The sequence below is a fragment of the Stenotrophomonas sp. TEPEL genome (assembly GCF_004348785.1).
Classification (GTDB): Bacteria; Pseudomonadota; Gammaproteobacteria; order Xanthomonadales; family Xanthomonadaceae; genus Stenotrophomonas; species Stenotrophomonas indicatrix.
Map to the genome: position 1 here is coordinate 3,241,897 of NZ_QQXJ01000001.1, position 24,700 is coordinate 3,266,596.

At 66.8% G+C, this 24,700-nt stretch carries 17 protein-coding genes and 1 tRNA gene; 7 read left to right on the forward strand and 11 right to left on the reverse strand.

All coding sequences use genetic code 11. From position 1 onward, the window contains the following. Positions 1-78: 78 nt before the first annotated feature. The 4 genes from TEP_RS14845 to TEP_RS14860 all read right to left on the reverse strand — a co-directional run bounded on the left by TEP_RS14845 (position 79) and on the right by TEP_RS14860 (position 2,815). Positions 79-861, reverse strand: a complete 783-nt coding sequence (locus TEP_RS14845) for a serine/threonine protein phosphatase (protein WP_132825790.1) — start codon at positions 859-861, stop codon at positions 79-81. Between the two features lie 73 nt (positions 862-934). After that, the gene (locus TEP_RS14850) at positions 935-1,912 is read right to left on the reverse strand and encodes a beta-ketoacyl-ACP synthase III (protein ID WP_049465181.1); all 978 of its coding nucleotides are present in this window, start codon (positions 1,910-1,912) and stop codon (positions 935-937) included. Positions 1,913-2,003: 91 nt separating this feature from the next. Continuing rightward, positions 2,004-2,198, reverse strand: coding sequence for a 50S ribosomal protein L32 (rpmF, locus tag TEP_RS14855; protein ID WP_025879386.1), 195 nt, complete (start codon positions 2,196-2,198; stop codon positions 2,004-2,006). 107 nt (positions 2,199-2,305) lie between these two features. Further along, on the reverse strand, positions 2,306-2,815 hold the full coding sequence (locus tag TEP_RS14860; RefSeq protein WP_049465184.1) for a YceD family protein: 510 nt from the start codon (positions 2,813-2,815) through the stop codon (positions 2,306-2,308). 114 nt (positions 2,816-2,929) lie between these two features. Here TEP_RS14860 and TEP_RS14865 point away from each other — a divergent pair, with 114 nt between their 5' ends. Continuing rightward, positions 2,930-3,502 carry a Maf family nucleotide pyrophosphatase gene (locus tag TEP_RS14865; RefSeq protein ID WP_132825791.1) on the forward strand — a complete coding sequence of 191 codons (573 nt, stop codon included), beginning with the start codon at positions 2,930-2,932 and terminating at the stop codon, positions 3,500-3,502. A gap of 22 nt (positions 3,503-3,524) precedes the next feature. Here TEP_RS14865 and TEP_RS14870 read toward each other — a convergent pair whose 3' ends face one another. Beyond that, entirely contained in the window at positions 3,525-5,366 is a 1,842-nt protein-coding gene (locus TEP_RS14870) for a glycosyltransferase family 39 protein (RefSeq protein ID WP_132825792.1), read from the reverse strand. A gap of 44 nt (positions 5,367-5,410) precedes the next feature. Here TEP_RS14870 and TEP_RS14875 point away from each other — a divergent pair, with 44 nt between their 5' ends. From TEP_RS14875 to TEP_RS14890, 4 genes are read left to right on the forward strand one after another with little or no spacing between them, the layout of a single operon-like run. Beyond that, complete coding sequence (locus TEP_RS14875) at positions 5,411-6,364, forward strand: AAA family ATPase (RefSeq protein WP_132825793.1); 954 nt, start codon at positions 5,411-5,413, stop codon at positions 6,362-6,364. A gap of 2 nt (positions 6,365-6,366) precedes the next feature. Continuing rightward, on the forward strand, positions 6,367-7,311 hold the full coding sequence (locus tag TEP_RS14880) for a DUF58 domain-containing protein (protein ID WP_132825794.1): 945 nt from the start codon (positions 6,367-6,369) through the stop codon (positions 7,309-7,311). After that, complete coding sequence (locus TEP_RS14885; RefSeq protein WP_132825795.1) at positions 7,304-9,250, forward strand: DUF3488 and transglutaminase-like domain-containing protein; 1,947 nt, start codon at positions 7,304-7,306, stop codon at positions 9,248-9,250. The genes TEP_RS14880 and TEP_RS14885 overlap by 8 nt, the downstream gene beginning before the upstream one ends. After that, a complete protein-coding gene (locus TEP_RS14890; protein ID WP_025879379.1) occupies positions 9,247-9,774 on the forward strand; it encodes a Slp family lipoprotein in 528 nt (175 codons plus the stop codon). The genes TEP_RS14885 and TEP_RS14890 overlap by 4 nt, the downstream gene beginning before the upstream one ends. A gap of 121 nt (positions 9,775-9,895) precedes the next feature. Here the strand turns inward: TEP_RS14890 and TEP_RS14895 are convergent, their stop codons facing one another. The 4 genes from TEP_RS14895 to dnaX all read right to left on the reverse strand — a co-directional run bounded on the left by TEP_RS14895 (position 9,896) and on the right by dnaX (position 13,440). Beyond that, the gene (locus TEP_RS14895) at positions 9,896-10,255 is read right to left on the reverse strand and encodes a histidine triad nucleotide-binding protein (RefSeq protein WP_032977365.1); all 360 of its coding nucleotides are present in this window, start codon (positions 10,253-10,255) and stop codon (positions 9,896-9,898) included. Between the two features lie 65 nt (positions 10,256-10,320). After that, on the reverse strand, positions 10,321-10,920 hold the full coding sequence (recR, locus tag TEP_RS14900; RefSeq protein WP_025879377.1) for a recombination mediator RecR: 600 nt from the start codon (positions 10,918-10,920) through the stop codon (positions 10,321-10,323). Positions 10,921-11,034: 114 nt separating this feature from the next. Continuing rightward, entirely contained in the window at positions 11,035-11,355 is a 321-nt protein-coding gene (locus TEP_RS14905; RefSeq protein WP_049465195.1) for a YbaB/EbfC family nucleoid-associated protein, read from the reverse strand. A 6-nt stretch (positions 11,356-11,361) separates the two neighbouring features. Continuing rightward, positions 11,362-13,440 carry a DNA polymerase III subunit gamma/tau gene (gene dnaX, locus TEP_RS14910; RefSeq protein ID WP_132825796.1) on the reverse strand — a complete coding sequence of 693 codons (2,079 nt, stop codon included), beginning with the start codon at positions 13,438-13,440 and terminating at the stop codon, positions 11,362-11,364. A 140-nt stretch (positions 13,441-13,580) separates the two neighbouring features. Here dnaX and TEP_RS14915 point away from each other — a divergent pair. Continuing rightward, positions 13,581-13,673, forward strand: a tRNA-Ser gene (locus TEP_RS14915). Positions 13,674-13,949: 276 nt separating this feature from the next. Here TEP_RS14915 and TEP_RS14920 read toward each other — a convergent pair. After that, positions 13,950-14,744: an isocitrate lyase/phosphoenolpyruvate mutase family protein gene (locus tag TEP_RS14920; RefSeq protein WP_132825797.1), complete on the reverse strand. Its 795-nt coding sequence runs from the start codon at positions 14,742-14,744 to the stop codon at positions 13,950-13,952. Positions 14,745-14,867: 123 nt separating this feature from the next. Here TEP_RS14920 and TEP_RS14925 point away from each other — a divergent pair, with 123 nt between their 5' ends. Beyond that, positions 14,868-15,311 carry a GNAT family N-acetyltransferase gene (locus TEP_RS14925; protein WP_132825798.1) on the forward strand — a complete coding sequence of 148 codons (444 nt, stop codon included), beginning with the start codon at positions 14,868-14,870 and terminating at the stop codon, positions 15,309-15,311. A 55-nt stretch (positions 15,312-15,366) separates the two neighbouring features. Here the strand turns inward: TEP_RS14925 and TEP_RS14930 are convergent, their stop codons facing one another. Beyond that, positions 15,367-24,624, reverse strand: coding sequence for an autotransporter-associated beta strand repeat-containing protein (locus TEP_RS14930; RefSeq protein ID WP_132825799.1), 9,258 nt, complete (start codon positions 24,622-24,624; stop codon positions 15,367-15,369). Positions 24,625-24,700: the final 76 nt, after the last annotated feature.

The window sequence follows — 24,700 nt, forward strand, 5'->3', positions numbered from 1 at the left end:
GAAGCGGTCCATGATAAGGGGGAACATGCCGTGTCGTCTGTACGTGCGCGTATGCACGGCGTATGGACAGTGCCGCGATCAGCAGAGCAGCTGCAGGATGTCCAGCTCGCCGTCGGCGAACCAGTCCATGCACAGGCCGACCACCATCAGCAGGCCCAGCGTGGTGGCGCCATGGGTGATGAAGATGGAGTGGGCCAGCGCACGCGCCGAGCGCCCCAGCTTCATGCACACCCGCGCCAGGCGCTGCAGGCGGCCGCTGACGGCGTGCACATGCGCGCGCACCGGTGCCTGCACCCCGTTCATCGCCTCGGCCATCATCGCCTGCAGGCTTTCGGGGCGGTCAGCGTAGTACTTGGCCACGCCGTAGCCGAACATCAGCCAGTCACGCGCCTGCGCTTCGGCCAGGTCCATGACTTCCAGCGGATCTTCTTCGAAGTCGATGAAACCGACGTTCTGGCCATCCCAGGTGAGGTTGCGCGGTAACGGCTGGCCGAAATAGGCGCCACGTGCGTGCGCTTCGGCAATGGCCTGCATTGCCGCAGCCACGAGGCGATCGCGGCCGGCATCATCGGCTTCGCGCAGGCAGGTATTGAACGAGCTGCCGTTGTCGCCGATCACCAGCGCGGCATGGCCGCTGCCGATCACCGGGGGCACGTTCACGCCCTGCGCCTGCAGTTCCGCCAGCCGGCGGGCCTCGGTTTCGCGCGCGGCGTCGCCACCGCGGTGCGGCGGCGGGCGCAGGGCATCGAGATGGAACCGGCGGGCAACAAAATTGAGCAGGCCCAGGGCCACTGCTCGGCTTCCTTCGCCGTACTGCTTCAGCCAGGCGCGCTGCCCTTCGATGACGATGGGCTCAACCATGACAGTCTCCTTTAACGCATTACGGCCCCAGAGGGGCCGTAACGACGGTTTCACGTTGTCGTAACTGGCACTATCAATAGCGCAGCAGTGCCGAACCCCACGTGAAGCCACCGCCGAACGCTTCCAGCAGCAACAGCTGGCCGCGCTCGACCCTGCCGGAACGAACGGCAGCATCCAGTGCCAGCGGCACCGAGCCGGACGAGGTATTGCCGTGCTTGTCGACAGTGACCACGACCTGGTCCATCGACATCTCCAGCCGCTTGGCGGTGGCTTCGATGATGCGCAGGTTGGCCTGGTGCGGGATCAGCCAGTCCAGGTCGGACTTGGTCAGGCCGTTGGCATCCAGGGTTTCGTCCACGACCGAGTCCAGCGCCTTGACGGCGTACTTGAACACGTCGTTGCCCTTCATGTTGATGGTGCCGCCCCCGTTGTTGCCTTCACCGAAACCGACCGAAACGCCGACCGGATTCCACAGCAGCTCTTTCTTGCTGCCATCCGAATGCAGGTGGGTGCTGAGGATGCCGGTTTCTTCGTCGGCCTTGAGCACGACGGCGCCCGCACCATCACCGAACAGCACGCAGGTGGTGCGGTCTTCCCAGTCGACGATGCGGGTCAGGGTCTCCGCGCCGATCACCAGCACATGGCGGGCATCACCGGAACGGATGAATTTGTCAGCCACGCTGAGCGCGAACACGAAGCCCGAACAGGCCGCGTTGACGTCGAAAGCGGGACAGCCGCTCACACCGAGCTTGGCCTGGATCAGGCACGCGGTGGAGGGAAAGATCAGATCAGGAGTGGTCGTACCCACCACGATCATGTCGAGCTGCGACGCGTCGATACCAGCGGCTTCGATCGCACGCAGCGCGGCCTGGTAGCCGAGATCGCTGGTGGTTTCGCCTTCGGCAGCGATGTGCCGTTCACGGATACCGGTGCGCGTCTGGATCCACTCGTCCGAGGTCTCGACCATTTTTTCCAGGTCGGCGTTGGTCAGGACTTTTTCCGGCAAATAACTACCGGTGCCCGCGATCCTCGAGTAGATCCGCTTGCTCATCATGTTTCCTGTTGCACGAGCCGCCGTTCACCGGCGTGCCCGGGAAAGAAGGCGAAGGCCGCTGCCCAGCGGGCAGCGACCTTCCGGCACATCAGTCTTCCTGGACAGCCGAAGACTTGGTCTGGATGACCTTCTTGCCGCGGTAGAAACCGTCAGCAGTGATGTGGTGACGCAGATGCACTTCGCCGGTGGTCGGGTCGGTCGACAGCTGCTTGGCGCTCAGGGCGTCATGCGAACGACGCTGGCCACGACGGGACGGGGTAACACGGGATTTCTGGACAGCCATGGGATTGCTCCAAACTCGGTTCGTTTTGCTTCGTCGTTTCGTCGCACAGGACGCCAGCGCCCGGCACACTTTTCGCTTTCGCCGCAGCCGCCGACGACAACCGGCTGCTATTGTTTCTTCAATGCCGCCAACGCCGCGAACGGATTGGCCTTTTCAGTTTCTTCTTCGGTCGGCGCCCAGTCCTTGTCGACTGCCTCGCCGTCCGGCGACAGCGGTACCACAGGCACCGCCAGCACCAGTTCGTCTTCGACCAGGTCCAACGGACGCAGCTGGCCATCTTCCGGCACCAGCAACGCCTCGTATTCCTCCGGCAAGGACGATTCCTCGTCCTCGTCGCGGATCAGGCCAAGCCTCTGGGTCATCTTCACCGGCAACAGGAAACGCTGCATGCTGCGCTGACAGGTCAGCGGCAACGCGGTATCGATGGTCAGTTCCACATAGGATACCCGCAAGATCTCGTCGCGACCGAATTCGAGCGAGTAATTACACTCACCCTCGGTATCGGCGACAAGCCCCTGCAGGCGAGTCAATTCAGCCAGGGCTACCTGACCGTCGAAGCGCCTTCGCGCTACGACCATCCGCCAGGCATCCAGCGTTTCGGGCACGTTCGCGGACATAAGCCGCCGAATATTAAGGATCGGCCGGTCGCGTGTCAAATCACTGCCACGAAAGGCTTGCCGTGGCTGGCGGTAGCGGGCCAGACTGCCGCGCCCCGCCCCCGGAATTCCCGCATGCCTGCCCTGGTCCTGGCTTCCACTTCCCGCTACCGCCGCGATCTGCTGGAACGGCTGGGCCTGCCCTTCGACTGCGCACGCCCGCAGGTGGATGAGACTGCGGAGACCGACGAGGCGCCGTTGGCGCTGGCGGTACGCCTGGCCGGGGCCAAGGCGGCCGACGTGGCCGCGCGCCATCCCGGCTGCTGGGTGATCGGCTCGGACCAGGTAGCCGACCTGAACGGCCAACCGCTGGGCAAACCGGGCACGGTGCAGGCCGCCTGCGCGCAGCTGGCGGCGATGTCCGGGCAGACAGTGCGCTTCCACACGGCCATCAGTCTCATCCGAGACGGAGAATCACTTTCGGCAATGGATACGACCGAGGTGCGCTTCCGCGCGCTGCAGGCGCCGGAGATCGCCCGCTACGTGGCCATCGAACAGCCGCTGGACTGCGCCGGCAGCTTCAAGTGCGAAGGCCTGGGCATCAGCCTGTTCGAGGCCATCGACAACCGTGACCCGACCGCGCTGATCGGGTTGCCGCTGATCGCGCTGTGCGGCTTGCTGCGCCGGGCCGGATTCGCGGTGCCATAACCCCGGCACGAGGCACGCTGCCTCAGCGCTTGCCAACCACGAAGGGCTGCTCCTGCCACAGCTCCACGCTGCCATCGCGACCGTGCAGGCGCAGGCCCAGCCAGTGCTTTCCCGGTGCCAGCGTCGTGGTATCGAGCGTTGCATCGAAGCCGACAGCCGGATGTTGCGGATCGGTGCTGCCCGGCCAGGCGTGGCGGATATCGAACACCCGCCCATAGCTGGCGTCGCCGATCGAACGACCATCCACCAGCACTTCAACCCGCGACAGGCCAACGCCCTCCTTGAACGCCCAGCCCTTGATCGCCAGCGCGCCGCTCACCACATCTCCGTTGGAAGGGGTGTCCAGCCAGGCCAGAGCGGGTGCTACGCATGGCCCCTGCGCGCGCTCCACGGGCAGGCGGAACAGCAGGAAGCGCTGGAATCCGTGATCGCTGCTGACCACACGCGGTGGCGGCAGCGGCCCGACCTGTTCGCAGATGGCGTGATAGCGGGTGAGCAGATCGCGGAAACGCTGATCGCTGGGCGACAGCACCAGCAGCATCGGCACGTCGCGCTCGCCCTCATGTACCAGGTTCCATTGCGCCAACTGCGCGGTACGGCCGTGCTTGTCGTTGAGCGGATGCGGCAGCACGTCGATGTCGCCGCGGCCCAACTGGAAGCCCAGTTCGGCGCCCACCTTGAAGTTGCCGGCCAGCACGCGGCTGCCTTCAGGCATCTGCTGCAGTTCTTCGCGGACCGCAGCCGCCAGCGGCTGCCAGCCGGCGAAGTTGCGCGGGTAGTACTTGTCGCCGGCCAACTGCTCGCGCAGCGATGACGAGGACGCCATCAGGTAATAGCCGAAGGCCAGCACCATGCCCAGCCCGGCCAGCCACCAGCCGGTACGCCGCAACCAGCGCGGCCAGCCGTTGAGGATCACCGGCACCGCCACCAGCAGGGCCAGGTAACCCGGCAGCGGCCAATGGAAGCTGATGCGTTCGACATCGGTGAAGAAGCCCAGGGCGAAGATGCCCAGCGTCGATACGCCACCGACCAGGCCGAAATAGCGCCACTGCGCGCGCGCACCGCCGCCGTTGCGGGTGCCGGCCAGCGCAACTTTCCACATCGCGATGCACAGGACGGGTGTCACCAGCATCGGCTGGATCACCAGGAACCACAGGCCGCGCCACTCGAACGCCCACGGGTGGCGCTCGACCACCTGGAACTTCAGACCGGCATCGTGATTGTCGGCATTCCATGCCAACAGCGGCAGCCATGCCAGTACACCAACGGCCAGGGCCACCCAGACGCGTGGATCGGCCAGCATGCGCCGGCCCTGCGGCAGCGCCAGCAAGGCGATGAAGCCGACCCCGATCACACCGATGAAGCGATAGTGGCTGAGCGCGCCGATCAGCAGGCCCAGCGCCAGCTTCACCGCCGAGGAGGCGTCGACGTTGCGCAGCAGGCGTGCGCCGGCGTCCAGGCACAGCACGGCCGCCAGCGCCATCGGCACATCGGGTACAGCCAGCAGGCCCAGCGTGGCCGACAAGGGCATCAGCAGCGTCAAGCTGCCGGCCTGCCAGCCGGCAACGTTGCCGAACCAGCGCGCCGCAATGCGCGATACCAGCAGCGGCAGCAGTGCGCCGATGGCCAGGAACGGCAGGCGCAGCGCCAGCACATGCTGGCCGCCAAGCTCCACACCCAGCCGGGTCAACCAGGCCGTCAGCCCCGGCAGATCCGAATAGGCAGCAGCCAGATGCTGGCCTTCCTGCCAGTAGAACGCCTCATCGACGAACAACGGCAGGCGTGCGGCCACGACCAGCTTGGCCGCTGTGACGAGCGTCCATAACCAGAGAAAAATCGTACGTGCGCGCTGTTCGCCCTGCATTGATGTATGGATAGAATCGACCGGTTACCGAACTTGAGACGATCATGACAGCTTCGTCCCCCATGCCCAGCATGCTAACCGATCAACTGCGCCAGTCCCTGCGCAATGCGCAGGACCAGGTCAACACGCTGGTGCTGGGCAAGGTGCATGAGGTGCGGCTGGCCTTCGTCGCCCTGCTCTCTGGTGGCCATCTGCTGATCGAGGACCTGCCTGGTCTCGGCAAGACCACATTGGCCCACGCACTGGCCAGCAGCCTGGGGCTGAGCTTCCAGCGCGTGCAGTTCACTTCCGACCTGCTGCCTGCCGACGTGCTCGGCGTATCGGTGTACGACGCCGGCAGCCGCCAGTTCCAGTTCCATCCCGGGCCGGTGTTCACCCACGTGCTGCTGGCCGACGAGATCAACCGGGCGCCGCCGCGCACGCAGAGCGCCCTGCTGGAAGCGATGGCCGAACAGCAGGTCACCCTCGACGGTCAGACACACGCCCTGCCCGATCCGTTCTTCGTGATCGCCACGCAGAATCCGGTGGATCTGTCGGGCACCTTCCCTTTGCCCGACTCGCAACTGGATCGGTTCCTGCTGCGGCTGGCGATGGGCTATCCCAGCGCGCAGGCCGAGCGTGAACTGCTGCGCGGCAGTGACCGTCGCGACCTGATCGCCCGCGCGCTGCCGCAGCTGGACGACAACCAGGTACGCGCCCTGCGCGAAGCGGTCGGCCAGGTGCATGTCAGCGATGCGCTGGTGGACTACGTGCAGGCCCTGCTGACCCGCAGCCGCCAGCATGCCGGCGTACGCGTGGGCTTGTCGCCGCGCGCCGGCCTGGCCCTGCTGCGTGCCGCCAGGGCACATGCGCTGCTGCTCGGCCGTGGCCACGTCGTGCCCGAAGACGTGCAGACCCTGTTCGTAGCGGTGGCGGGCCACCGCCTGGTGGGCGAAGCCGAATCCAGCACGGGGCCGGCGCTGGCACGGGCGATCCTGCAGACCGTCGCGGTCGATTGACGATGGCATCGCATGCCCGGCGACTGCTGCAGCTGGCACGCCCGCGTACGCCGGAGTCGTTGCCGCAGCGGCTGGACCGCCGGCGCATCTATGTGCTGCCCACCCGCTTCGGCCTGTTTGTGGCCTGCCTGCTGGTCGCGATGCTGCTGGGCGCACTGAACTACAACAACAACCCGGCCCTGTTGCTGGCATTGCTGCTGGCTGCAGCCGCGATCGCCAGCACCATCGCCGCACACCTGCAGCTGTCTGGCGTGCAGATCGATGCGATCTCCGCCGAGCCGGTGCCGGCCGGGCAACCGCTGCGCCTGCGCGTGGACCTGTCGCTGCGCGACCCACGGGCGCGCCACGGCCTGCACCTGCAACTGGGGAACAGCGAAGCGTGGCTCGACCTGCCCGCGCACGGCCGCGGTGAAGCCGAGCTGGAAGTGCCCAGCGAACGCCGTGGCTGGCTGGAACTGCCACGAATCCGCCTGTCCAGCACCCAACCGCTTGGCCTGGTCAGGGCGTGGTCATGGGTGTGGCCCGAAGAACCCCTGCTGGTCTACCCGCTGGCCGAAGCGAAGGCGCCGCCGTTGCCGCAGCAGGGCAGCGATCCACTGCACACCCGCGCCCACGCCAACGGCGAGGAACTGCACCAGCTGCGCCCGTATCGCGCCGGAGACCCACCACGCAGCATTGCCTGGAAACATTCGGCACGCCGCGACACGCTGCTGGTACGCGAGTATGAAAAGCCGATAGGCATCGAGGTCGTGCTGGACTGGCGCGCACTGGCCCCCTTGGACCGGGAAGCACGCATTGCGCGACTGGCACGCTGGGTGGACAGCGCCGAGCGCGAAGGCCGACGCTACACGCTGCTGCTGCCAATGCAGCCACCACTCGGCCCCGGCCAGGGCGCCGGCCACCACCATCTGTGCCTGCGCGCGCTGGCATTGCTTCCCCATGACTGAGCCTGCCCTGCTGCTGGACCGCAACACCCGCAAGTGGACGCTGGCCAGCGCCGCACTGGCCTTGTTGCCGCTGCTGCTGCAGCTGCCCACCGCATTGGCCGCGTTGATCGCCGTGGCGGCGCTCGCCACCGCGGCGCTGTCGCAGCGCGGCATGCTGCCGATGCCGGTGCGGGTACTGCTGGTGCTGGGCATGCTTGCTGCCATCGTCTGGCAGATGGGGGCGGTGCGCCCCGGCCGTGATACCGGTTGCGCGCTGCTGGCGGCGATGCTGGCGATCAAGTCCAGCGAGCTGCGTACCCTGCGCGATGCACGCAGCCTGCTCGGCTTTGCCCTGTTTTCACCGTTTGCTGCCTTCCTGCTCGACCAGGGGCCGCTGACCACCGTGCTCGCGGTGCTGGCGGGCGTCAGCGCCCTGATTGCGCTGCAGCGCCTGGCGCAGGGTGAAGGCCGCAGTGCGCCGCCGCTGACCACGCAGCTGCGTGGTGTCGGTCGCCTGCTGCTGATCGGCCTGCCGCTGGCGCTGGCCTGCTTCTGGCTGTTCCCGCGGTTGGCCACGCCGCTGTGGGGCATTCCCGAACGCGCCGTCGGCACACCGGGGCTGTCGGACACGATGGAGCCGGACAAGTGGCTGGACCTGATGGCCGACGACACCCCGGCCCTGCGGGCGCAGTTCTTCGGCGCGGCTCCAGCGCCGGCACAACGCTACTGGCGCGGGCCGGTACTGACCCAGTTCGATGGGCATGTCTGGCGACGCGACCGCCGTACCGAAGGTTTGCCGCCGGCTGTAGTGGAACACGGCACGGAGGGCTGGGACTATCAGATCGATTACGAACCCACCGACCGTCGCCAGCTGGTCGCGCTGGATCTCCCTACTGCCGCACCAGAGGGCAGCCGGCTGGATGCAGCCCTGAGCCTGAGCAGCGACCGCGCATTGTCCGCACTGAGCCGGTGGCGCCTGCACTCGGCTCCGCCGCAGCGCTTCGATGCCACGCTGTCGTCGTACCAGCGTCGCGCCGCGCTGCAGTTGCCGGAAGGCTTCAACCCCCGCACGGCAACCCTCGCCCGACAGTGGCGACAGGACGCCGGAAGCGATGATGCCGCCGTGGTCCGTCGTGCCATGGCATGGATCACCGCGGATTTTTCGTACACGCTGGCAACACCGGCCGCCGGGCGCGATCCGGTCGATGCGTTCCTGTTCGACTACAAGGCCGGCTACTGCCAGCATTTCAGCTCCGCCTTCGTGGTGCTGATGCGCAATGCCGGCATTCCGGCGCGGGTGGTCACCGGTTTCGCCGGCGGCACCCACAACCGGATCGGCGACTACTGGGTACTGCGGCGGATGGACGCCCACGCCTGGGCTGAGGTGTGGCTGCCCCAACGCGGCTGGGTGCGCGTCGACCCGACAGCGGCAGTAGCACCCGAGCGCATCCTGGACACGCTCGACGATCGCCTGCAGGCCGGTGCCGATACCGGACTGCAGCAGCGTTGGCTGCAGCTGGGCCAGGTCGGCGACTGGATGCGCAGGGGCTGGAACGAACTGGTGCTGTCCTTTGACGCGCGCCGCCAGCAGCAGTTGCTGCAACCGTTCGGGCTGGACGACCTCGGCCCCGGACAGCTGCTGGCCGGCTTCGTGATGGCCGCGTTGCTGGCACTGGCGTGGATGGCGTGGCTGCTGGCCCGTGGCGAACGCGAGCGTGACCCGCTGCTGCGCGCCTGGCACCGGCTGGGGCAGCGCTATGTGCGTTTGGGGCTGGGCCGCGAACCGCACGAACCGGCCCTGCACTGGGCCCGCAGGGTCCACGCAGAGCGTCCCGATCCGGCCCTCATCACACTCAGCCAGCGTTTCGCTGATGCACGCTACGCTGGCACTTGTACCGAGCTCGCCCCATTATTGCGGGACCTGCGCAGGCATCGCCCGACTTCCGGAGCCTCCCCATGAATACCAAGTTCCTCCTCACCGCCGTGGCCGCCCTGGCCCTGTCGGCCTGCGCCACGGCCCCCAAGCCGCTGCAGGGACAGTTCAGCCTGGTTTCCCCGCGCGACTCGGTAGCCACCCAGCAGGTCGGCACGCCGGTGCGCTGGGGCGGCCGGATCATCGAAACCAAGCCTGGCCAGGGCGAGACCTGTTTCCAGATCATCTCGCGCCCGCTCAACGGCAGTGGCCGCCCGAACACGACCTCTTCCGATGCCAGCGACGGCCGCTTCATCGCCTGCCGCGCCGGCTTCTACGATCCGGCCGTGTTCGAAGCCGGCCGCGACGTGACCTTCATCGGCAAGATCGATGGCTACGCCAACACCCGTATCGGCGATTACGACTACCGGCTGCCGAAGCTGTCTGCCGACGTGATCTACCTGTGGCCGGAGCAGCGCCAGGTCGATGTGGTGCCCTACCCCTACGGACCGTGGGGCCCGGGCCCGTATGGCCCGTACTGGGGCGGCTACCGCGGCTGGGGCTGGTGGTAGTCCAGGCCCGGTACGCATGATGCAAAAGGCCGCCCATCGGGCGGCCTTTTTTCATCCACGCATGGCGTGGATCGACAGCGCACCAACAACAGTAGATCCACGCCATGCGTGGATGGCCGCCTCAACGCCCTGGCGTACCGAAGTGGCCCAGCGGCGCGCCAGCCAGCAGATGCATGTGGATATGGAACACGGTCTGCCCGGCGTCTTCGCGGCAGTTCATCACGATGCGGTAGCCGTCCTGCGCGAAGCCTTCCCGACGCGCGTACTCGGCGGCGGCCAGGGCCAGCTTGCCGATCAGGTGCGCCTGCGACGGCTGCAGGTCATCCAGGGTCGGAATGATCTCGTTCTTCGGAATGAACAGCACGTGCACCGGCGCCTGCGGTGCGATGTCCTTGAACGCCAGCACGTCGTCGTCTTCATAGACGATGGTGGCCGGGATCTCGCGACGGATGATCTTGCTGAAGAGGGTTTCGCTGCTCATGGTCGGCCTCGGCGGGGTGTCACCGCATTGTAGGCCGGTAACGCCGGGGCATGCCCGGCATCGACTCAATCGCGCACTTCGCTGCGGGTGCCGAACGCGTGCGACAGCGTGCCACGATCGACATACTCCAGCTCACCGCCGAGGGGCAGACCCTGGGCCAGTCGACTCGGCCGCACCTGGCGGGCACGCGCCAGCTGCGCGAGATAGTGCGCGGTGGCTTCGCCTTCGACGGTGGCGCTGGTGGCAATGATCAGCTCCTGCACTTCCGCCTCGGCCAAGCGCTGTTCCAGCTGCTCCAGGCCCAGCTCGCGCGGGCCGATGCCATCCAGCGGCGACAGGCGCCCCTGCAGCACGAAGTAAACGCCGCGATAGCCGGTGGCGTTCTCGATCGCCAGGCGGTCAGCCGGCGATTCCACCACGCACAGCTGGCTGCGCTCGCGGCTGCCATTGGCGCAGGTCGGGCACAGCTCGGTTTCGCTGAAGTCGCGACACTGCGCGCAGTGACCGATGCGTTCAACCGCCTGCGCCAGCGTCTCGGCAAGGCGCTTGCCACCTTCGCGCTCGCGTTCGAGCAGGTGGTAAGCCATGCGCTGCGCCGTCTTCTGGCCTACGCCAGGCAACACCCGCAGTGCATCGATCAGTTGTTCAAGCAGGGGTGCGGACACGGCGGCGTGTTCTGTAGAGCCGAGCGTGCTCGACTGGAAATTGCGGGCAATCGAGCACGCTCGACGCTACACAGTGCATGGCACCCGGCAGTGCAGGTGCCACGCAGGACATCATCAGAACGGCATCTTCATGCCCGGCGGCAGCTGCATGCCGGCGGTGGCCGAACCCATCTTCGACTTCGACTCGGCGTCGATCTTGTTGGACGCGTCGTTGAAGGCGGCGGCGATCAGGTCTTCCAGCATTTCCGGGTCACTGGCCAGCGACGGATCGATGCGTACCTTGCGGCACTCCTTGGCGCCGGTCAGGGTGACGCTGACCATGCCGCCACCGGCGCTGCCGGTCACTTCGATCCTGGCGATTTCTTCCTGGGCCTTCTGCAGGTTTTCCTGCATCTTCTGGGCCTGCTGCATCAGTTGGGCGATATTGCCGCGCATGTCGTCTTACTCGTCAAAAGAACGGATGGAATCGGAAACAACCCGGGCGCCGTGCTGCTGGATCAGCAGCTGGACTTCCGGATCGTCCATGAAAATGGCCTCGGCAGCCTGCTGCCGCTCGCCACGCTGGCGGTCGGCGCGCTGGTGCAGGGTCTCAGCCGGGACCTGCTCGGTTTCCACGGTTTCGACCACGATCTTCAGCGCGTGGCCAAGGGACTTTTCCAGCACCTCGCCCAACGCTGCCAGCGCGCGCTCGGAGCGCAGGTATTCAAATCCGGGCGAAAGGCCCAGTTTCAAGACCCCATGCTGGCAACTGATGAAGGCCGCATTGGCCGCAAGCTGTCGCGACGGACCGCTCAGGCCACTGTTGGCGACCAGATCCAGCCAGTCCTCGGCACAGGCCAGCTCGCTGACGCTGCCTGCCGGCGAGGCCTTTTCCTTTGCCGCAACCGGTGCCGGGGCGATGTCGATACCTTCGGCACGGAACGAACGCTCCGGCGCGGCAACCGCCTCTGCAACCGGCCGCGAAGCCGGCGCCGGCGGCTCGTGCCACGGCGCGACCATGGCCGCGTCGGGCGTTGCCATCTCGGCCGCCAGCGCTTCATCGCGCGCGCCAGCCTCATCGGTCGCCCACGGCGGCAGGTCGTCTGCCTCGGCAGGTACCTTGGACGTGGCCGCCTCGGGAGCCAACTGTGCCTTCATCGGCGGCGGCGAGCCGGGCTCCTCGATCGGAACCGGTTCAGGTTCAGGGGTCGGATCCGGTTCCGGGATCGGCTCGGGCTCCGGCTCGGGTTCGCGCTGTGGCGCCGGGTTCGGCGTCTGCGCGGTTGCCTCCGCCAACACGGGTGCCGCAATTGCCTGGGTGACAGCTGCGGCTTCTGGCGCCGCAGCAGCGGCCGGTGCAGCTCCTTCGTGGCTGCCAGCAAGGCCGCCCCCGGTCTGGCCCGTACCGGCCGGTGCGCTGCCACCGGAGGATTCCGGAGTACGCGGCACCGACGGCACGGCAGCCGCAGGGCGGAACGCCAGCATGCGCAGCACGGCCATTTCAAAGCCGGCGCGCGGGCTGGGCGCCAATGGCAGATCGCGACGACCATTCAGGGCCATCTGATACCAGAGCTGGACCACTTCCGGGCGCAGGCGTTCAGCAAACACGCTGGCATCCAGTCCCTCGGCAGCGGCGGACGCGCCCGGCACCAGTTGCTGCACCTGGATGCGGTGCAGGCCCTCGGCCAGCGCATCGAGCACCCCGCTCCAGTCCGGCGAGAACTCAGCCAGCGCCGCCACCACCTGCAGCAGGCGCGGGCCATCGCCCTCGGCCAGGGCATCGAGCATGGCCGCCACCTGGGTGCGGTCGACCGTGCCCAGCATGGTGCGCACCACATCCTCACGCAGCGCACCGCCGGCATAGGCAATGGCCTGGTCGAGCAGCGACAGGCCGTCACGCAGGCTGCCGTCGGCGGCCTTGGCCAACTGCACGATGGCGGTCGGGTCCGACTCGATCTCCTCGGCGGTGAGGATGCGGGTCATCTGCCCCTGGATCTGATCTTCATCCAGGCGCTTGAGGTTGAACTGCAGGCAGCGGCTGAGCACGGTGACCGGCAGCTTCTGCGGGTCGGTGGTGGCCAGCAGGAACTTCACATGTTCCGGCGGTTCTTCCAGCGTCTTCAGCAGCGCATTGAACGCGGCCTTGGACAGCATGTGCACTTCGTCGATCAGGTACACCTTGTACTTGCCACGCGAGGGCATGTACTGGGCGTTCTCGATCACCTCGCGCACATCGTCCACGCCGGTATTGGACGCAGCATCGATTTCCAGCAGGTCGATGTAGCGACCGGCGTCGATGTCCAGGCAGGCCGCACACTGGCCGCAGGGGTCGGCACTGGTGCCCTGCTCGCAGTTCAGCGACTTGGCGAAGATGCGCGCGATCGTGGTCTTGCCCACGCCGCGGGTACCGGTGAACAGGAACGCATGGTGGACCCGGCCGCTGTCGAGCGCATTGCTGAGCGCACGGACCACGTGTTCCTGGCCCACCAGCTCGGCAAAACGCTTCGGACGCCACTTGCGGGCAAGGACGAGATAGGACATCAGGCCACCGTCTTCCATCGGATGTTCCATTGTGCCACGCCTGTCCAGCCCTCTCGCCCTGCAAACCAGTGCTTGTGTCCTGCCGCTGCGCCCGCTAGAATCTGCGCCCCTGCTGAGGCGTTTGCCGATGGCAGGGATCCGGAGAGGTGTCCGAGTGGTTGAAGGAGCACGCCTGGAAAGTGTGTAAGCGTCTAAACCGCGCTTCGGGGGTTCGAATCCCCCNCTCTCCGCCAGATAAATAAAAAAGGCTGCCCGTTGGGCGGCCTTTTTTATTNATCTGGCTGGGGACCGCGAAGTGCGCTGCGCGCGCTTCGCCCCAAACGTTGCTGCGCAACGTTCGGGCCCCTCCCTTCGCCGGCCTCTCCCCGCCCCTGTCGGGGCAGCCCCTCAACAGAGGGGCTTGTTCCTCCAGATACGGCAGTAGATCCANGNCANGCGTGGATGCCTCGCCCGGTCACATCGACTACCCGCCCGTGGTCGAGCCTGTCGGCGCGCCCCGCCTTGCGCCCTCACCTTTCGCTGAACAGCTGGTTCAAGGCCGCATAGCCCGGTGCGCCCTCGGGCATCGCCATCACACCGCCGAGAAAATCCGTGGTCGCCGCAGCCATCGCTGTCCATGCGTGCATGAACAAGGCCGGGCCAGCGCTGAGCCGCCGCACACCGGCCTGCGACAGCGCAGCAAACGGCGCCATCCCTGGCAGCCACATCAGGTTGAGAGGCAGCGGCACGGCGCCGGCAACCGCAGCAACCTCGTCCAGCGCGCGAAGCCCGGGCACGAAGCCGCCGTCGGCACCGGCACGTGCATAGGCCTGCAGCCGATCGATGCTCATTCCCACCGCCTCATTCCCTTCGGCCAGGCCGCGCAGATACACGTCGGTGCGCGCATTGATGAACAGCGGTCGTCCGCCCAGCGCCGAACGGATGGCGGTGATCTTGTCCACCAGCGCCGCGGGGCTGCCGGCACCGTCTTCGATGTTGATCCCTACTGCACCCGCCTCCACCAGGCGCAGCACCCGCTCAGCGACCGCATCGGGGACATCGCTGTAACCGTCCTCGATATCGACCGTGACCGGCAGCGAGGTCACACCAACCATTTCTGAAACCCGCTGCAGCAGCGCGGTATCCGGCAGCGCACCGCCATCGGCATAGCCGCAGGACCACGCCATGGCAGCACTCGATGTTCCCACCGCGAGAGCCCCCTGCTGCTGGACCAGGCGGGCGCCACCGGCATCCCATACGTTGGGCAGCACATAGAGACCGCCGCGTTGATGGAGTTGAACGAAGTTCTGGTGAACGTTGGACATGGCTCCTCCTGATGACGGGCACCCGCAGTCTGCGCCCGAACCGGTTTCCGGGCTCGCCATATCCGGACATCAATGGTCCGGACCTCGCGCACAATGTGCCCGCCACCACGATGACAGTCATTCATGACACCCCGCCCCTATCGCTGCGCCGACCTCACCGCCTGCATGTCGATCTTCGACAGCAACGTGCCCACCTACTTCGCACCGGCAGAGCGGGGTGACTTCGAGCGCTTCCTGCACGAACATGCCGTGCAGCGCACCTTCCAGGTGATCGAGGTCGAGAGCCAGGTGGCGGCCTGCGGCGGCCTCTGGCACTGCGGCGATGGCAGCGCCAGCTTGTGCTGGGGCATGGTCGAACGAAGTCGCCACAGACAGGGGCTGGGACGCGCGCTGGCAGTGGCCCGGCTTCACTTGGCCGAAGCAGACCCATCGGTCCAGCGCATTACGCTCAGCACCAGCCAGCACACGCAGGGCTTCTATGCCGGCCTCGGCTTCCAGGTGGTACGCGTGGTAGCCGATGGCCACGGCGCCGGGATCGACGCCGTGGAGATGCAGCGGGTGCTGTAACCCGGCTCCCGACGGATCCACGCATGGCGTGGATCCGTCGAAGACACGCGCTGGCTCAGAACCCGACGCGCAGGTTCAACTGGCCACCAATATCGTTGCGACCGTCGCCATGCTGGCCCTGCACGAACAGCGACAGCTGGCTGCTGCGTCCCAGGCCGACGGCCACACCGACCTGGCTGACCAGCGCGTTGCGCGCCATCACTGCACTGTAGGCATCGAACGCCGTGCCACCGACGGCGAAGCTCTGCCGGCTGGCCACGTCGGTGTCACCGGACGCATGCTGCCAGCCCAGGCCGACCGTCAGCTGGGCCGGATAGCGCTCGCCGCTGCCCACATCCCAGCGGCCGCGTACGCCGACGGTGCTGACATTGAGCGTGTCCTTGCCGCCCTCCAGTACCAGCGCCGCGCTGCCGCCCTGCTCCACCGCGCGATCGCTGTCCACCCAGTGTTTGGTGAACTGCACATACGGTTGCAGTTGCGTCCTGCCATGGGTCCAGGTCCAGCTGCCTTCCATCTGGGCGATGGTGACATCCGAATCCTGGCGGCTGTGGAGCGTCTGTGCCAGCAGCGGCACTTCACGCGTGGTGCGCGTGCGATAATCGCCGCGCGACACACTGCCACCGACCGCAAATCCGTTGTTCCACTCGCCCTGCGCATACAGTCCATAGGTGTTGCCACGCAGGCGTGCACGCGACTGGCGATCGTACAGCCGCGTATCCAGCCGCTCGCTGCCCGCCGCGGCACCCAGCACCACATGCTCGCCGAGCTTCCAATCGACGCCGGCCATCAGTGCATTGCGGTTGGCACGGATCTGGTCACCGTTGCCATCGCCGTCCTGCTTGAACACCTTGCCGCTACCGGCCAGCCATGCCGAAGCACGCTCGCCACGCACCGTCGGCAACTCGCTGCCAAGACGCTGGCGGATGCCCTCTTCCAGGTAGTTGTCGTACAGCAGCACTGCACGGCTGGCTGCATGCACTTCACCGGAGAGCTGGTTGAACGCGTTGCGCGCGGTGGCGGTGTCGTAGGCCAGCAGCGTGTTGTACAGGCCCAGCGCCGCGCCGGTCTGCGGCAGGCTGTCCAGCGCCGATGCCACGCCCAGCTGGTTGCGGGTCTGCGCAGCGGTGACGAAGGCCGCTGTCTGCTTCACATCGATCTTCAGCTGCGCGGCATTCGCGGTGTAGACCGGGCTCAGTGAGAGGAACGCCGAAGTGGTGGTGGGCGGTACGAACTGCCCGCTGACGCCGCCGCCTGCGTTGATGATCGTGTACTGCTGGCCCTGCTGGTAGCTGGTGTTCGGGTCGATGGCATTGACCACCACCGATGCTCCGCCGATGTTCGCGCTGCCGCCTACCTGCACCACGTCACTGCCGGTGGCGCCCAGATCGACCGACAGCGTGCTGCCCGGTGCCAGGGTCAGGTTGCCGCCCACGGTGATCGCGCCCGTACCGTTGCCGCCACTGCTGCCATTGCCCGGGCCGTTGCCCGGCGACAGCACACCGCCGCTGCTCACGGTGACGCCGCCAGCGCTGCCGCCGATGGTGCCGGTACCCGACAACGTAGTGCCGCTGCCGATGGTCCATTGGCCACCGACGGTGCCGGTGACATTCAGGCCACCACCGGTGACCTGGCCGGTACCGGTGAAACCGCCACTGTTGCCGCCCAGGTTGAGCAGGCCGGGGCCGGCCTGCACGATGCTGCCCGTGCCACTGATGCTGCCCCCCAGCGTGGTGGTGCCGCCGGTGTTGACCACCAGGCCACCGTTGTTGGTGATGTTGCCGGTGACCGCGCCGCTGGCGCCGCCGTTGCCGATCTGCACGGTAGCGCCGGTGTTGATCGTGGTGCCACCGGTATAGGTGTTGTTGCCGGTCAGAACCAGCGTTCCGCTGCCGGCCTGGGTCAACCCGCCACTGCCACTGACCACGCCGCCAACCGTAGTGTTGCCGCTGACATTGAACACCAGGCTGCCGTTGTTGCTGACGTTGCCGGCGATCGCACCCGTGGCCCCGCCATTGCCCACCTGCAGCGTGCCGCCGGTGTTGATCGTGGTACCGCCGGTATAGGTGTTGTTGCCGGTCAAGGTCAGCGTACCGGCACCGGCCTGGGTCAGACCGCCGCTGCCACTGACCACGCCACCGAGCGCAGTGTTGCCGCCCACGTTGAACACCAGGCTGCCGTTGTTGCCGACGTCGCCGATGATCGACCCCGTTGCACCACCATTCCCCACCTGCAGGGTGCCACCGGTATTGATGGTGGTGCCGCCGGTATAGGTATTGTTGCCGGTCAGCGTCAGCGTGCCGCTGCCTGCCTGGGTCAGGCCACCGCTGCCGCTGACGGTGCCACCGAGTGTCGTGTTGCCCGACAGATTGACCACCAGTGCGCCGTTGTTGGTCACGTCGCCGATGATCGCACCGGTCGCGCCGCCATTGCCGATCTGCAACGTGCTGCCACCGTTGATGGTGGTGCCGCCGGTGTAGGTGTTGTTGCCGGTCAGGGTCAACGTGCCGGTGCCGGTCTGCACCAGGCCACCGCTGCCACCGATGGTGCCACCGAAGGTGGTGCTGGCATTGCTGCCGCCGGTGGTCAGGGTGGAACCGCCGAGCACCACGTTGCCGCTGGCAACACCGGCCAGGCCACCAATGGCCTGATTGCCGGCCGCACTGATGTCCAGCGTTCCGGCGCCGGCCAGGTTCACTGTGCTGGCCGAGGACAGGCTGCCACCGGCGGCGACCGCCAGGGTGCCGCTGTTGATCGTCGTGGTGCCGGCGTAGCTGCTGGCACCGCCCAGGGTCACCGTCGCCGCACCATCCTTGAGCAGGCTGCCACTGCCGGCGATATCGCCGTCCAGCGTCAGCGGCGTGCCCCCCAGCAGGGTCAACGTGCCGCTTGCCAGCTGCACGTTGTTGGCCAGGGTCAGCGGCACACTGCCGTCCAGCGTGGCGTCACCGCCTACGGTCAGCGTGCCGGTGCCCAGGGCACCACTGCTGCCCAGCGACAGACCACCGGCATTGAGGGCCACTCCGCCACCGAAGGTGTTGTTGCCGGTGAGGCCGAGCACGCCGGCACCGTTCTTGACCAGGCCACCGGCGCCACTGATGTCCCCGGCAAAGGTGCTGTTGCCCGCTGCGTTGGTGGTCAGTGTGTTGCCGCCAAGGCTGATCGTGCTGCCGGCAACGCCGGACAAGGTACCGATGGCCTGGTTGCCACCGCTGGAGATGTCAAAACCGGTACCGGCGTTGGCCAGGTTCACTGCACCGGTTGCGGCCAGGCTGCCACCGGCGCCGATCGCCAGCGTGCCGGCGTTGATGGTGGTGCCGCCCGTGAAGGTGTTGGTGCCGGTCAATGTTTCGGTACCGGTGCCCTCCTTGATCAGTCCACCGGTGCCGCCGATCGAACCACTGAACACACCATTGGTGGCATCGCCGATGGTCAACGTGTTCGCGCCGAGGTTGACCGTGCCATTGCCGATCAGCGTGCCGAATACCTGCGTGCCGCTGCCGGCCGAAAGATCGAAGGTGGCGCCCGTGGCCAGATTGACGATGCCGCCTGCGCTGAGGCTGGCACCGGCACCGAGCGCGAGCGTGCCCGCGTTGATGAAGGTGCCGCCGGTATAGGTGTTGGTGCCGTTGAGCGTGAGGATGGCAACGCCGTCCTTGGTCAGGCTGCCGGCGCCCGACAGGTTGCCGTTGAGCGTGAGATCGCTGCTGCCAAGCACGGTCAGGCCGGCGTTGAGCACCATGTCGTTGGCCAAGGTCACCGCACTGCTGGAATCGAGCGTGGAAATGCCCCCCACGGTCAGCGTGCCGGTTCCCAGCGCAGCGTTGTTGCCCACCACCAGGCCGCCGGCATTGAGGGTGACGCCGCCACCAAACGTGCTGGCACCGCTGAGGGTCTGCACGCCGCTGCCATTCTTGACCAGCCCACCGCTGCCGGTCAGGGCACCGTTGAAGGTCGCGTCGGTGGTACCTCCCAGCGTCAGGCTGTTGCCCCCCAACGACACCGTGCTGCCGGCCACGCCCGCCAGCGAACCGATGCTCTGGTTGCCGCCGGCGGAGAGGTCGAAGGTTCCGGTCCCGGCCAGGTTTACCTCGCCGATCGGCGACAGGCTGCCGCCCGCCCCGATCGCCAGCGTGCCGCTGTTGACGACCGTGCCGCCGGTGAAGGTGTTGCTGCCGGTCAGGATGACCGTCGCCGCCCCGTTCTTGATCAGGCCACCATCGCCGGTGACCGCCCCGCCCAGCGTCAATGCATTGCTGCCAAGCAGGTTGAGCGTGGCACCGGCCAGCAGGCCGATGTTGTTGCCGAGGTCCGCAGCGATGCTGCTGTCCAGTGATGCGTTGGCGCCCACGGTCAGCGCGCCGGTACCCAGCGCGGCATTGTTGCCCACCACCAGGCCGCCACCGTTGAGTGCCACCCCGCCACCGAAGACGTTGGCGCCGTCCAACGTCTGGATGCCCGTACCGTTCTTGACCAGCCCGCCGGTCCCACCGATCACGCCATCGAAGGTCCCGTTGCCAACGCCGCCGAAGGTCAGCGTGTTTCCGCCCAGCGCCACGGTGCTGCCGGCGACGCCGTTGAGCGCGCCGATGGTCTGGTTGCCAGCTGCGGAGATGTCGAAGCCGGTGCCCGGCGCGGAAAGCGTGACTGCACCGGTTGCCGCCAGGCTGCCACCGGCACCGATCGCCAGCGTTCCCGCATTGATCAGGGTGCCACCGGTGAAGGTGTTGGTACCGGTCAGCGTTTCAGTGCCGGCCCCCTCCTTGATCAGGCCACCGGTGCCGGCGATCGAGCCGCTGAAGACACCGTTGGTCGGCCCGCCGACAGTGATCGAGTTTGCGCCCAGGTTGACCGTGCCACTGCCGGTCAGGGTGCCGAAGGTCTGGGCACCGCTGCCCGCGGAGAGATCCAGCGTAGCGCCGGTTGCCAGGTTGACGATGCCACTGGCAGCCAGGCTTGCACCTGCTCCCAGGGCCAGCGTGCCGGCGTTGACGTTGGTGCCGCCGGTATAAGTGTTCACGCCGTTCAAGGTCAGCGTGGCAGCACCATTCTTGGTCAGGCTGCCGGTGCCGGAGATCACCCCGTTGAGCGTCAGCGCATTGCTGCCGAGCACGGTCAGGCCGGCGTTGAGGGCGATATTGTTGACCAGTGTTGCCGCCAGGCTGGTGTCGAGGGTCGCCGCGCCACCCACGGTCAGCGCACCACTGCCCAGTGCCCCGTCATTGCCGAGCAGCAGGCCACCGGCATTGAGGCTGACGCCGCCGCCGAAGGTGTTGGCAGCCGACAGCGTCTGCACGCCCGTCCCTACCTTGACCAGGCCGCCGCCTCCGCTGATCACGCCATCGAACACCGCATCGGCTGCCGTACCAAAGGTCAGCGAGTTCCCTCCCAGCGCGACCGTCGAACCGGCCACGCCATTCAGCGCGCCGATGGTCTGGTTGCCGGTTGCCGCCGATATATCGAAGCCCGCGCCGGCGCCGCCGAGGGTGACGTCACCCCCGACAGCGAGGCTGCCGCCTGCGCCAAGCGCCAGGGTTCCGGCGTTGATCGTGGTGCTGCCGGCGTAGGTGTTCGCATTGGCCAGCGTCAGTGTGGCTGCACCGTTCTTGACCAGTGCACCATTGCCGGACACCACACCGCCAAGCGTCAGCGCATTGCTGCCCTGCAGGGCAAGCGTCGTGCCCGAGGCCAGGTTGATCGCGTTGCCCAAGGTGTAGGCGGCGGCAGTATCCAGCGTTGCATTGCCGCCGACGTTGAGCGCACCCGTTCCCAGAGCGCCGACGTTGCCCAACTGCAGGTTGCCGCCGTTCAACGCCAGGCCGCCGCTGAAGCCGTTTGCGTTGCCGAGGGTCAACGTACCGGGGCCGTTCTTGACCAGACTGCCGGTGCCGGAAATCACGCCATCGAGCGTGAGTGCATTGCTGCCCATCAGCGTCAGTGCCGAGCCTGCGCCAAGGTTGACCGCATTGGTCAGGTCTAGCGCAATGCTGTTATCCAGGCTGGCGTTCGCAGCAACGTTCAGCACACCGGTTCCCAGCGCTCCACTGTTGCCCAGCAACAGGCCGCCGCCTGCCAGGTTCAGGCCGCCACCGAAGGTATTGGCACCGTTGAGCGTCAACACCGTGGCGCCGCTCTTCGCCAGGCCACCGTCGCCGGACACCACGCCGCCCAGCGTGATGTTCTGGCTGCCGGGGAGCGTAAGAATCGCACCGGTACCCAAGGCCACGTTGTTGCTCAGGTTCAGCGCAACCGCTGCGTCCAGCGACACGTTGCCGCCGATGTTCAGCGCGCCGGTACCGGCCGCCGCACTGCTGCCCAGCAGCACGCTGCCGGCATTGAGGTTGAGGCCACCGCTGAAGCCATTGGTGCCGTTCAAGGTCAACAGCGAGGCGCCGTTCTTGGTCAGGCTGCCGACGCCGGAGATGTCGCCGGTCAGGGTGATGTTGTTGCTGCCGCCCAGGGTCAGCGCGGCACCGAGGTTGACCGCGTTGCCCAGGGTCAGCGCAGAGCTGCCGTCCAGCGTCGCGGCACCGTTGACGCTGAGCGCGCCGGTGCCCAGTGCACCGCTGTTGCCCAGCAGCAGACCGCCAGCATTGAGCGCGACGCCGCCGGTGAAGGTGTTTGCGCCGGTCAACGTCTGTACACCACTTCCGTTCTTTACCAGGCCTGCGCCGACGCCACTGATCACTCCAGTGAAGGTCTGGTCGGTCGCACTACCAAAGGTGAGCGTATTGCCGCCCAATGCCACGGTGGAGCCTGCCACGCCGGACAGTGCACCGATGGTCTGGTTGCCAGCCAGGGAAAGATCCAGCGCCGCCCCAGCCCCCGACAGGCTGACCGCGCCGGTCGCGGCCAGGCTGCCACCACTGCCCAGCGCCACGGTGCCGGCCGCAATGTTCAGGCCACCAGTGAAGGTATTGGCGCCGTTGAGCGTCAACGTGGACGCACCGCTCTTGAGCAGGCCGCCTCCACCGGAAATCGCCCCGTCGAGAGTCAGCGCGTTGCCACCCAGCACGTTCAACGAACCTGCCGCGCCGATGATCACGTCATTGCCCAGGGTCAGGGCTGCGGAGGTATCCAGCGTCGCGGCGTTGTTGATGTCCAGCAGGCCGGTACCGAGCGCACTGCCGTTGCCCAACAGCAGGCCGCCACCGTTGACGACGAGGCCGCCATTGAACGTGTTGGCGCCGTTCAAGGTGAGCAGCGATGCGCCGTTCTTGCCAATGCTGCCGGCACCGGAGATCACCCCGTTCAACACCACGGGCTGGCCGCCCTGCAGCGCAAGCGAGCCGCCGACGCCGAGCGCGATGTCGTTGGCCAGGGTGAGCGCTGCGGTGGTGCCATCCAGCGTGACCTCGCCGCCCACGCTCAGCACACCCGTTCCCAATGCACTGTTGTTGCCGAGCAGCAGGCCGCCACCATTCAGGGCAAAACCACCGCTCAAGCTGTTGCTGCCGGACAGTGTCTGTACTCCGGTACCGACCTTGACCAGGCCACCGGTAGTGCCGATGAAGTTGCCGGCGAAGGCAGTATTGCCGAGGCCGCCTAGAGTAAGTGTACGAGTGCCCAGGTTGACCGTTCCACCGAGCCCGGCCAGCGAGCCGACGGTCTGGTTGGCTGCGGCAGTGAGGTCCAGCGACGTGCCTGCCGTGAGCGAGATCGCAGCGGACGGTGACAGGCTGCCACCTGCACCGAGCGCCAGCGCGCCGCCTGCGATAGACACATTGCCGGTAAGCGTGTTTGCACCGCCCAAGGTGAGCGTGCTGGCGCCGTTCTTGATCAGGTTGCCTGCACCGGACAGCGAGCCATTGAGGGTGACCGCATTACCGCCGAGCAGATTGAGGTTGCCACCGCCGTTGACGACGATGTTGTTGGCCAGGTTGAAGGCCCCGCTGGTATCCAGTGATGCGTTGCCGCCCACGGTCAGCGCACCGCTGCCCAGCGCACCTGCGTTGCCCAGCAGCAGGCCGCCTGCGTTGAGGTTCACGCCGCCACCGAACAGGTTCGCGCCGCCCAGCGTGACCACACCGGTGTTGTTGACAGTGAGCCCGCCGGCACCGGACAGCACGCCGCTCAAGCCGAAGGCGTTGGTGCCGCCCAGCGTCAGTCTGCCAGTGTTGAGCGCAACGGGATTTGCTAGCGTGAGCCCGCCCACCGATGCCGCGATGGCGCCGCCATTGACGTTGAAGGTACCGGTACCGAATGACGCCGCGTTGTTGAAGGTGACCAAGCCATCGTTGATCGTGGCACCGGTTCCGGTCCAGGCACCTTGCAGGTTCCAGGTACCACTGTTGACGGTCAGGGTCTCGAATCCACTGTAATTGCCCCAAACGAGGTTGGTCACCGTCCCGCCGGTACCCGCGCCGGGGCCCGAAGCGCTGTTCTGCAGCAGCAGGCGATCGCTGGCACCGGTACCGCCATCGACAATACCGGCAGCGGCCAGATCTACGCCTACGGTGCCCAGAACGCCCGCAACGCCCGTTGCCAGCGCGCCGCGGTTGACGCTTGAACCGGACACGGCGGTGAACGTGTTTCCCGTCGTCGTGGAGTTGCCCAGGTGCACGCTGCCGGTGATGCTGCCAGCGTTGATCACATTATTGCCCGCTGTTGATCCGCCCAGACCTATGCGGCCGGTGATGCTGCCGCTGTTGGTGAGGTTGGTCTGCGCACCGCCGTAGCTGACGATGGCAGCGGCGTCGGCAGTGGTGAACAGCCCCGCCCCGAGGATGGACATGTCCACGGTGCCGTCGTTGGTGATGTTGGTGACACCACCGGCAGTGTTCTGCGTGACCAGTGCCTGTCCACCAAACCCAAGAATCGAACCGATGTTGACCAGGCCCTTGATGCTGCCGCCCGCCTGGTTGTTGACGTTGATGGTATTGCCACCGGCGGTGTTGTTGCCCAGCACCATGCCCGCCGCCGCAAGGCTCAAGCCGCCGTTGATGGTGGGATCGATCGTGCCCTGGTTGTTCACCGTGATGCCGTTGCCGGACAGCGTCACCGCAGTGCCCCCCAGCACCGGAGGCACGCTCAGCACCGCGCCGGTGGCGATGTTCAGGGTCACGCCGTTGGCGGTACTGGAAAGATTGTTCTGGTCCGTCGTGCCATCGCAGGTAATCACCGAGCCGACCGTGCTGCAGGCTGCAAACGCCGAACCGCTGGTGAGTGTCACCGCCAGTGCCACGGCCAATCGCTGTAGTTTCATCCCGCGCCGTGTTGCCGTGATACCGCCTCCCGTCGGTTTCCGGGTGATTTCCGAGGCCACCTGCATCACACCCAGGGCACGGTTGAAAACCAGACGGTAAATGCGGTTCATCGGTAAATCTCCATGAAATGACCGGTGGCACAGCAGGCAGGTTTTTTGCAGGTGATGTTTTTTCGGAGGTGATTTC

Excerpts from the sequence above, each read along its gene's own strand:
- TEP_RS14890 (WP_025879379.1), top strand. The coding sequence starts at position 9,247 with ATGAATACCAAGTTCCTCCTCACCGCCGTGGCCGCCCTGGCCCTGTCG.
- TEP_RS14845 (WP_132825790.1), bottom strand. The coding sequence starts at position 861 with ATGGTTGAGCCCATCGTCATCGAAGGGCAGCGCGCCTGGCTGAAGCAG.
- TEP_RS14925 (WP_132825798.1), top strand. The coding sequence starts at position 14,868 with ATGACACCCCGCCCCTATCGCTGCGCCGACCTCACCGCCTGCATGTCG.
- TEP_RS14860 (WP_049465184.1), bottom strand. The coding sequence starts at position 2,815 with ATGTCCGCGAACGTGCCCGAAACGCTGGATGCCTGGCGGATGGTCGTA.
- TEP_RS14885 (WP_132825795.1), top strand. The coding sequence starts at position 7,304 with ATGACTGAGCCTGCCCTGCTGCTGGACCGCAACACCCGCAAGTGGACG.
- TEP_RS14880 (WP_132825794.1), top strand. The coding sequence starts at position 6,367 with ATGGCATCGCATGCCCGGCGACTGCTGCAGCTGGCACGCCCGCGTACG.
- TEP_RS14875 (WP_132825793.1), top strand. The coding sequence starts at position 5,411 with ATGACAGCTTCGTCCCCCATGCCCAGCATGCTAACCGATCAACTGCGC.
- TEP_RS14905 (WP_049465195.1), bottom strand. The coding sequence starts at position 11,355 with ATGCGCGGCAATATCGCCCAACTGATGCAGCAGGCCCAGAAGATGCAG.
- TEP_RS14870 (WP_132825792.1), bottom strand. The coding sequence starts at position 5,366 with ATGCAGGGCGAACAGCGCGCACGTACGATTTTTCTCTGGTTATGGACG.
- dnaX (WP_132825796.1), bottom strand. The coding sequence starts at position 13,440 with ATGTCCTATCTCGTCCTTGCCCGCAAGTGGCGTCCGAAGCGTTTTGCC.
- TEP_RS14930 (WP_132825799.1), bottom strand. The coding sequence starts at position 24,624 with ATGAACCGCATTTACCGTCTGGTTTTCAACCGTGCCCTGGGTGTGATG.
- TEP_RS14920 (WP_132825797.1), bottom strand. The coding sequence starts at position 14,744 with ATGTCCAACGTTCACCAGAACTTCGTTCAACTCCATCAACGCGGCGGT.
- TEP_RS14865 (WP_132825791.1), top strand. The coding sequence starts at position 2,930 with ATGCCTGCCCTGGTCCTGGCTTCCACTTCCCGCTACCGCCGCGATCTG.
- rpmF (WP_025879386.1), bottom strand. The coding sequence starts at position 2,198 with ATGGCTGTCCAGAAATCCCGTGTTACCCCGTCCCGTCGTGGCCAGCGT.
- TEP_RS14895 (WP_032977365.1), bottom strand. The coding sequence starts at position 10,255 with ATGAGCAGCGAAACCCTCTTCAGCAAGATCATCCGTCGCGAGATCCCG.
- TEP_RS14850 (WP_049465181.1), bottom strand. The coding sequence starts at position 1,912 with ATGAGCAAGCGGATCTACTCGAGGATCGCGGGCACCGGTAGTTATTTG.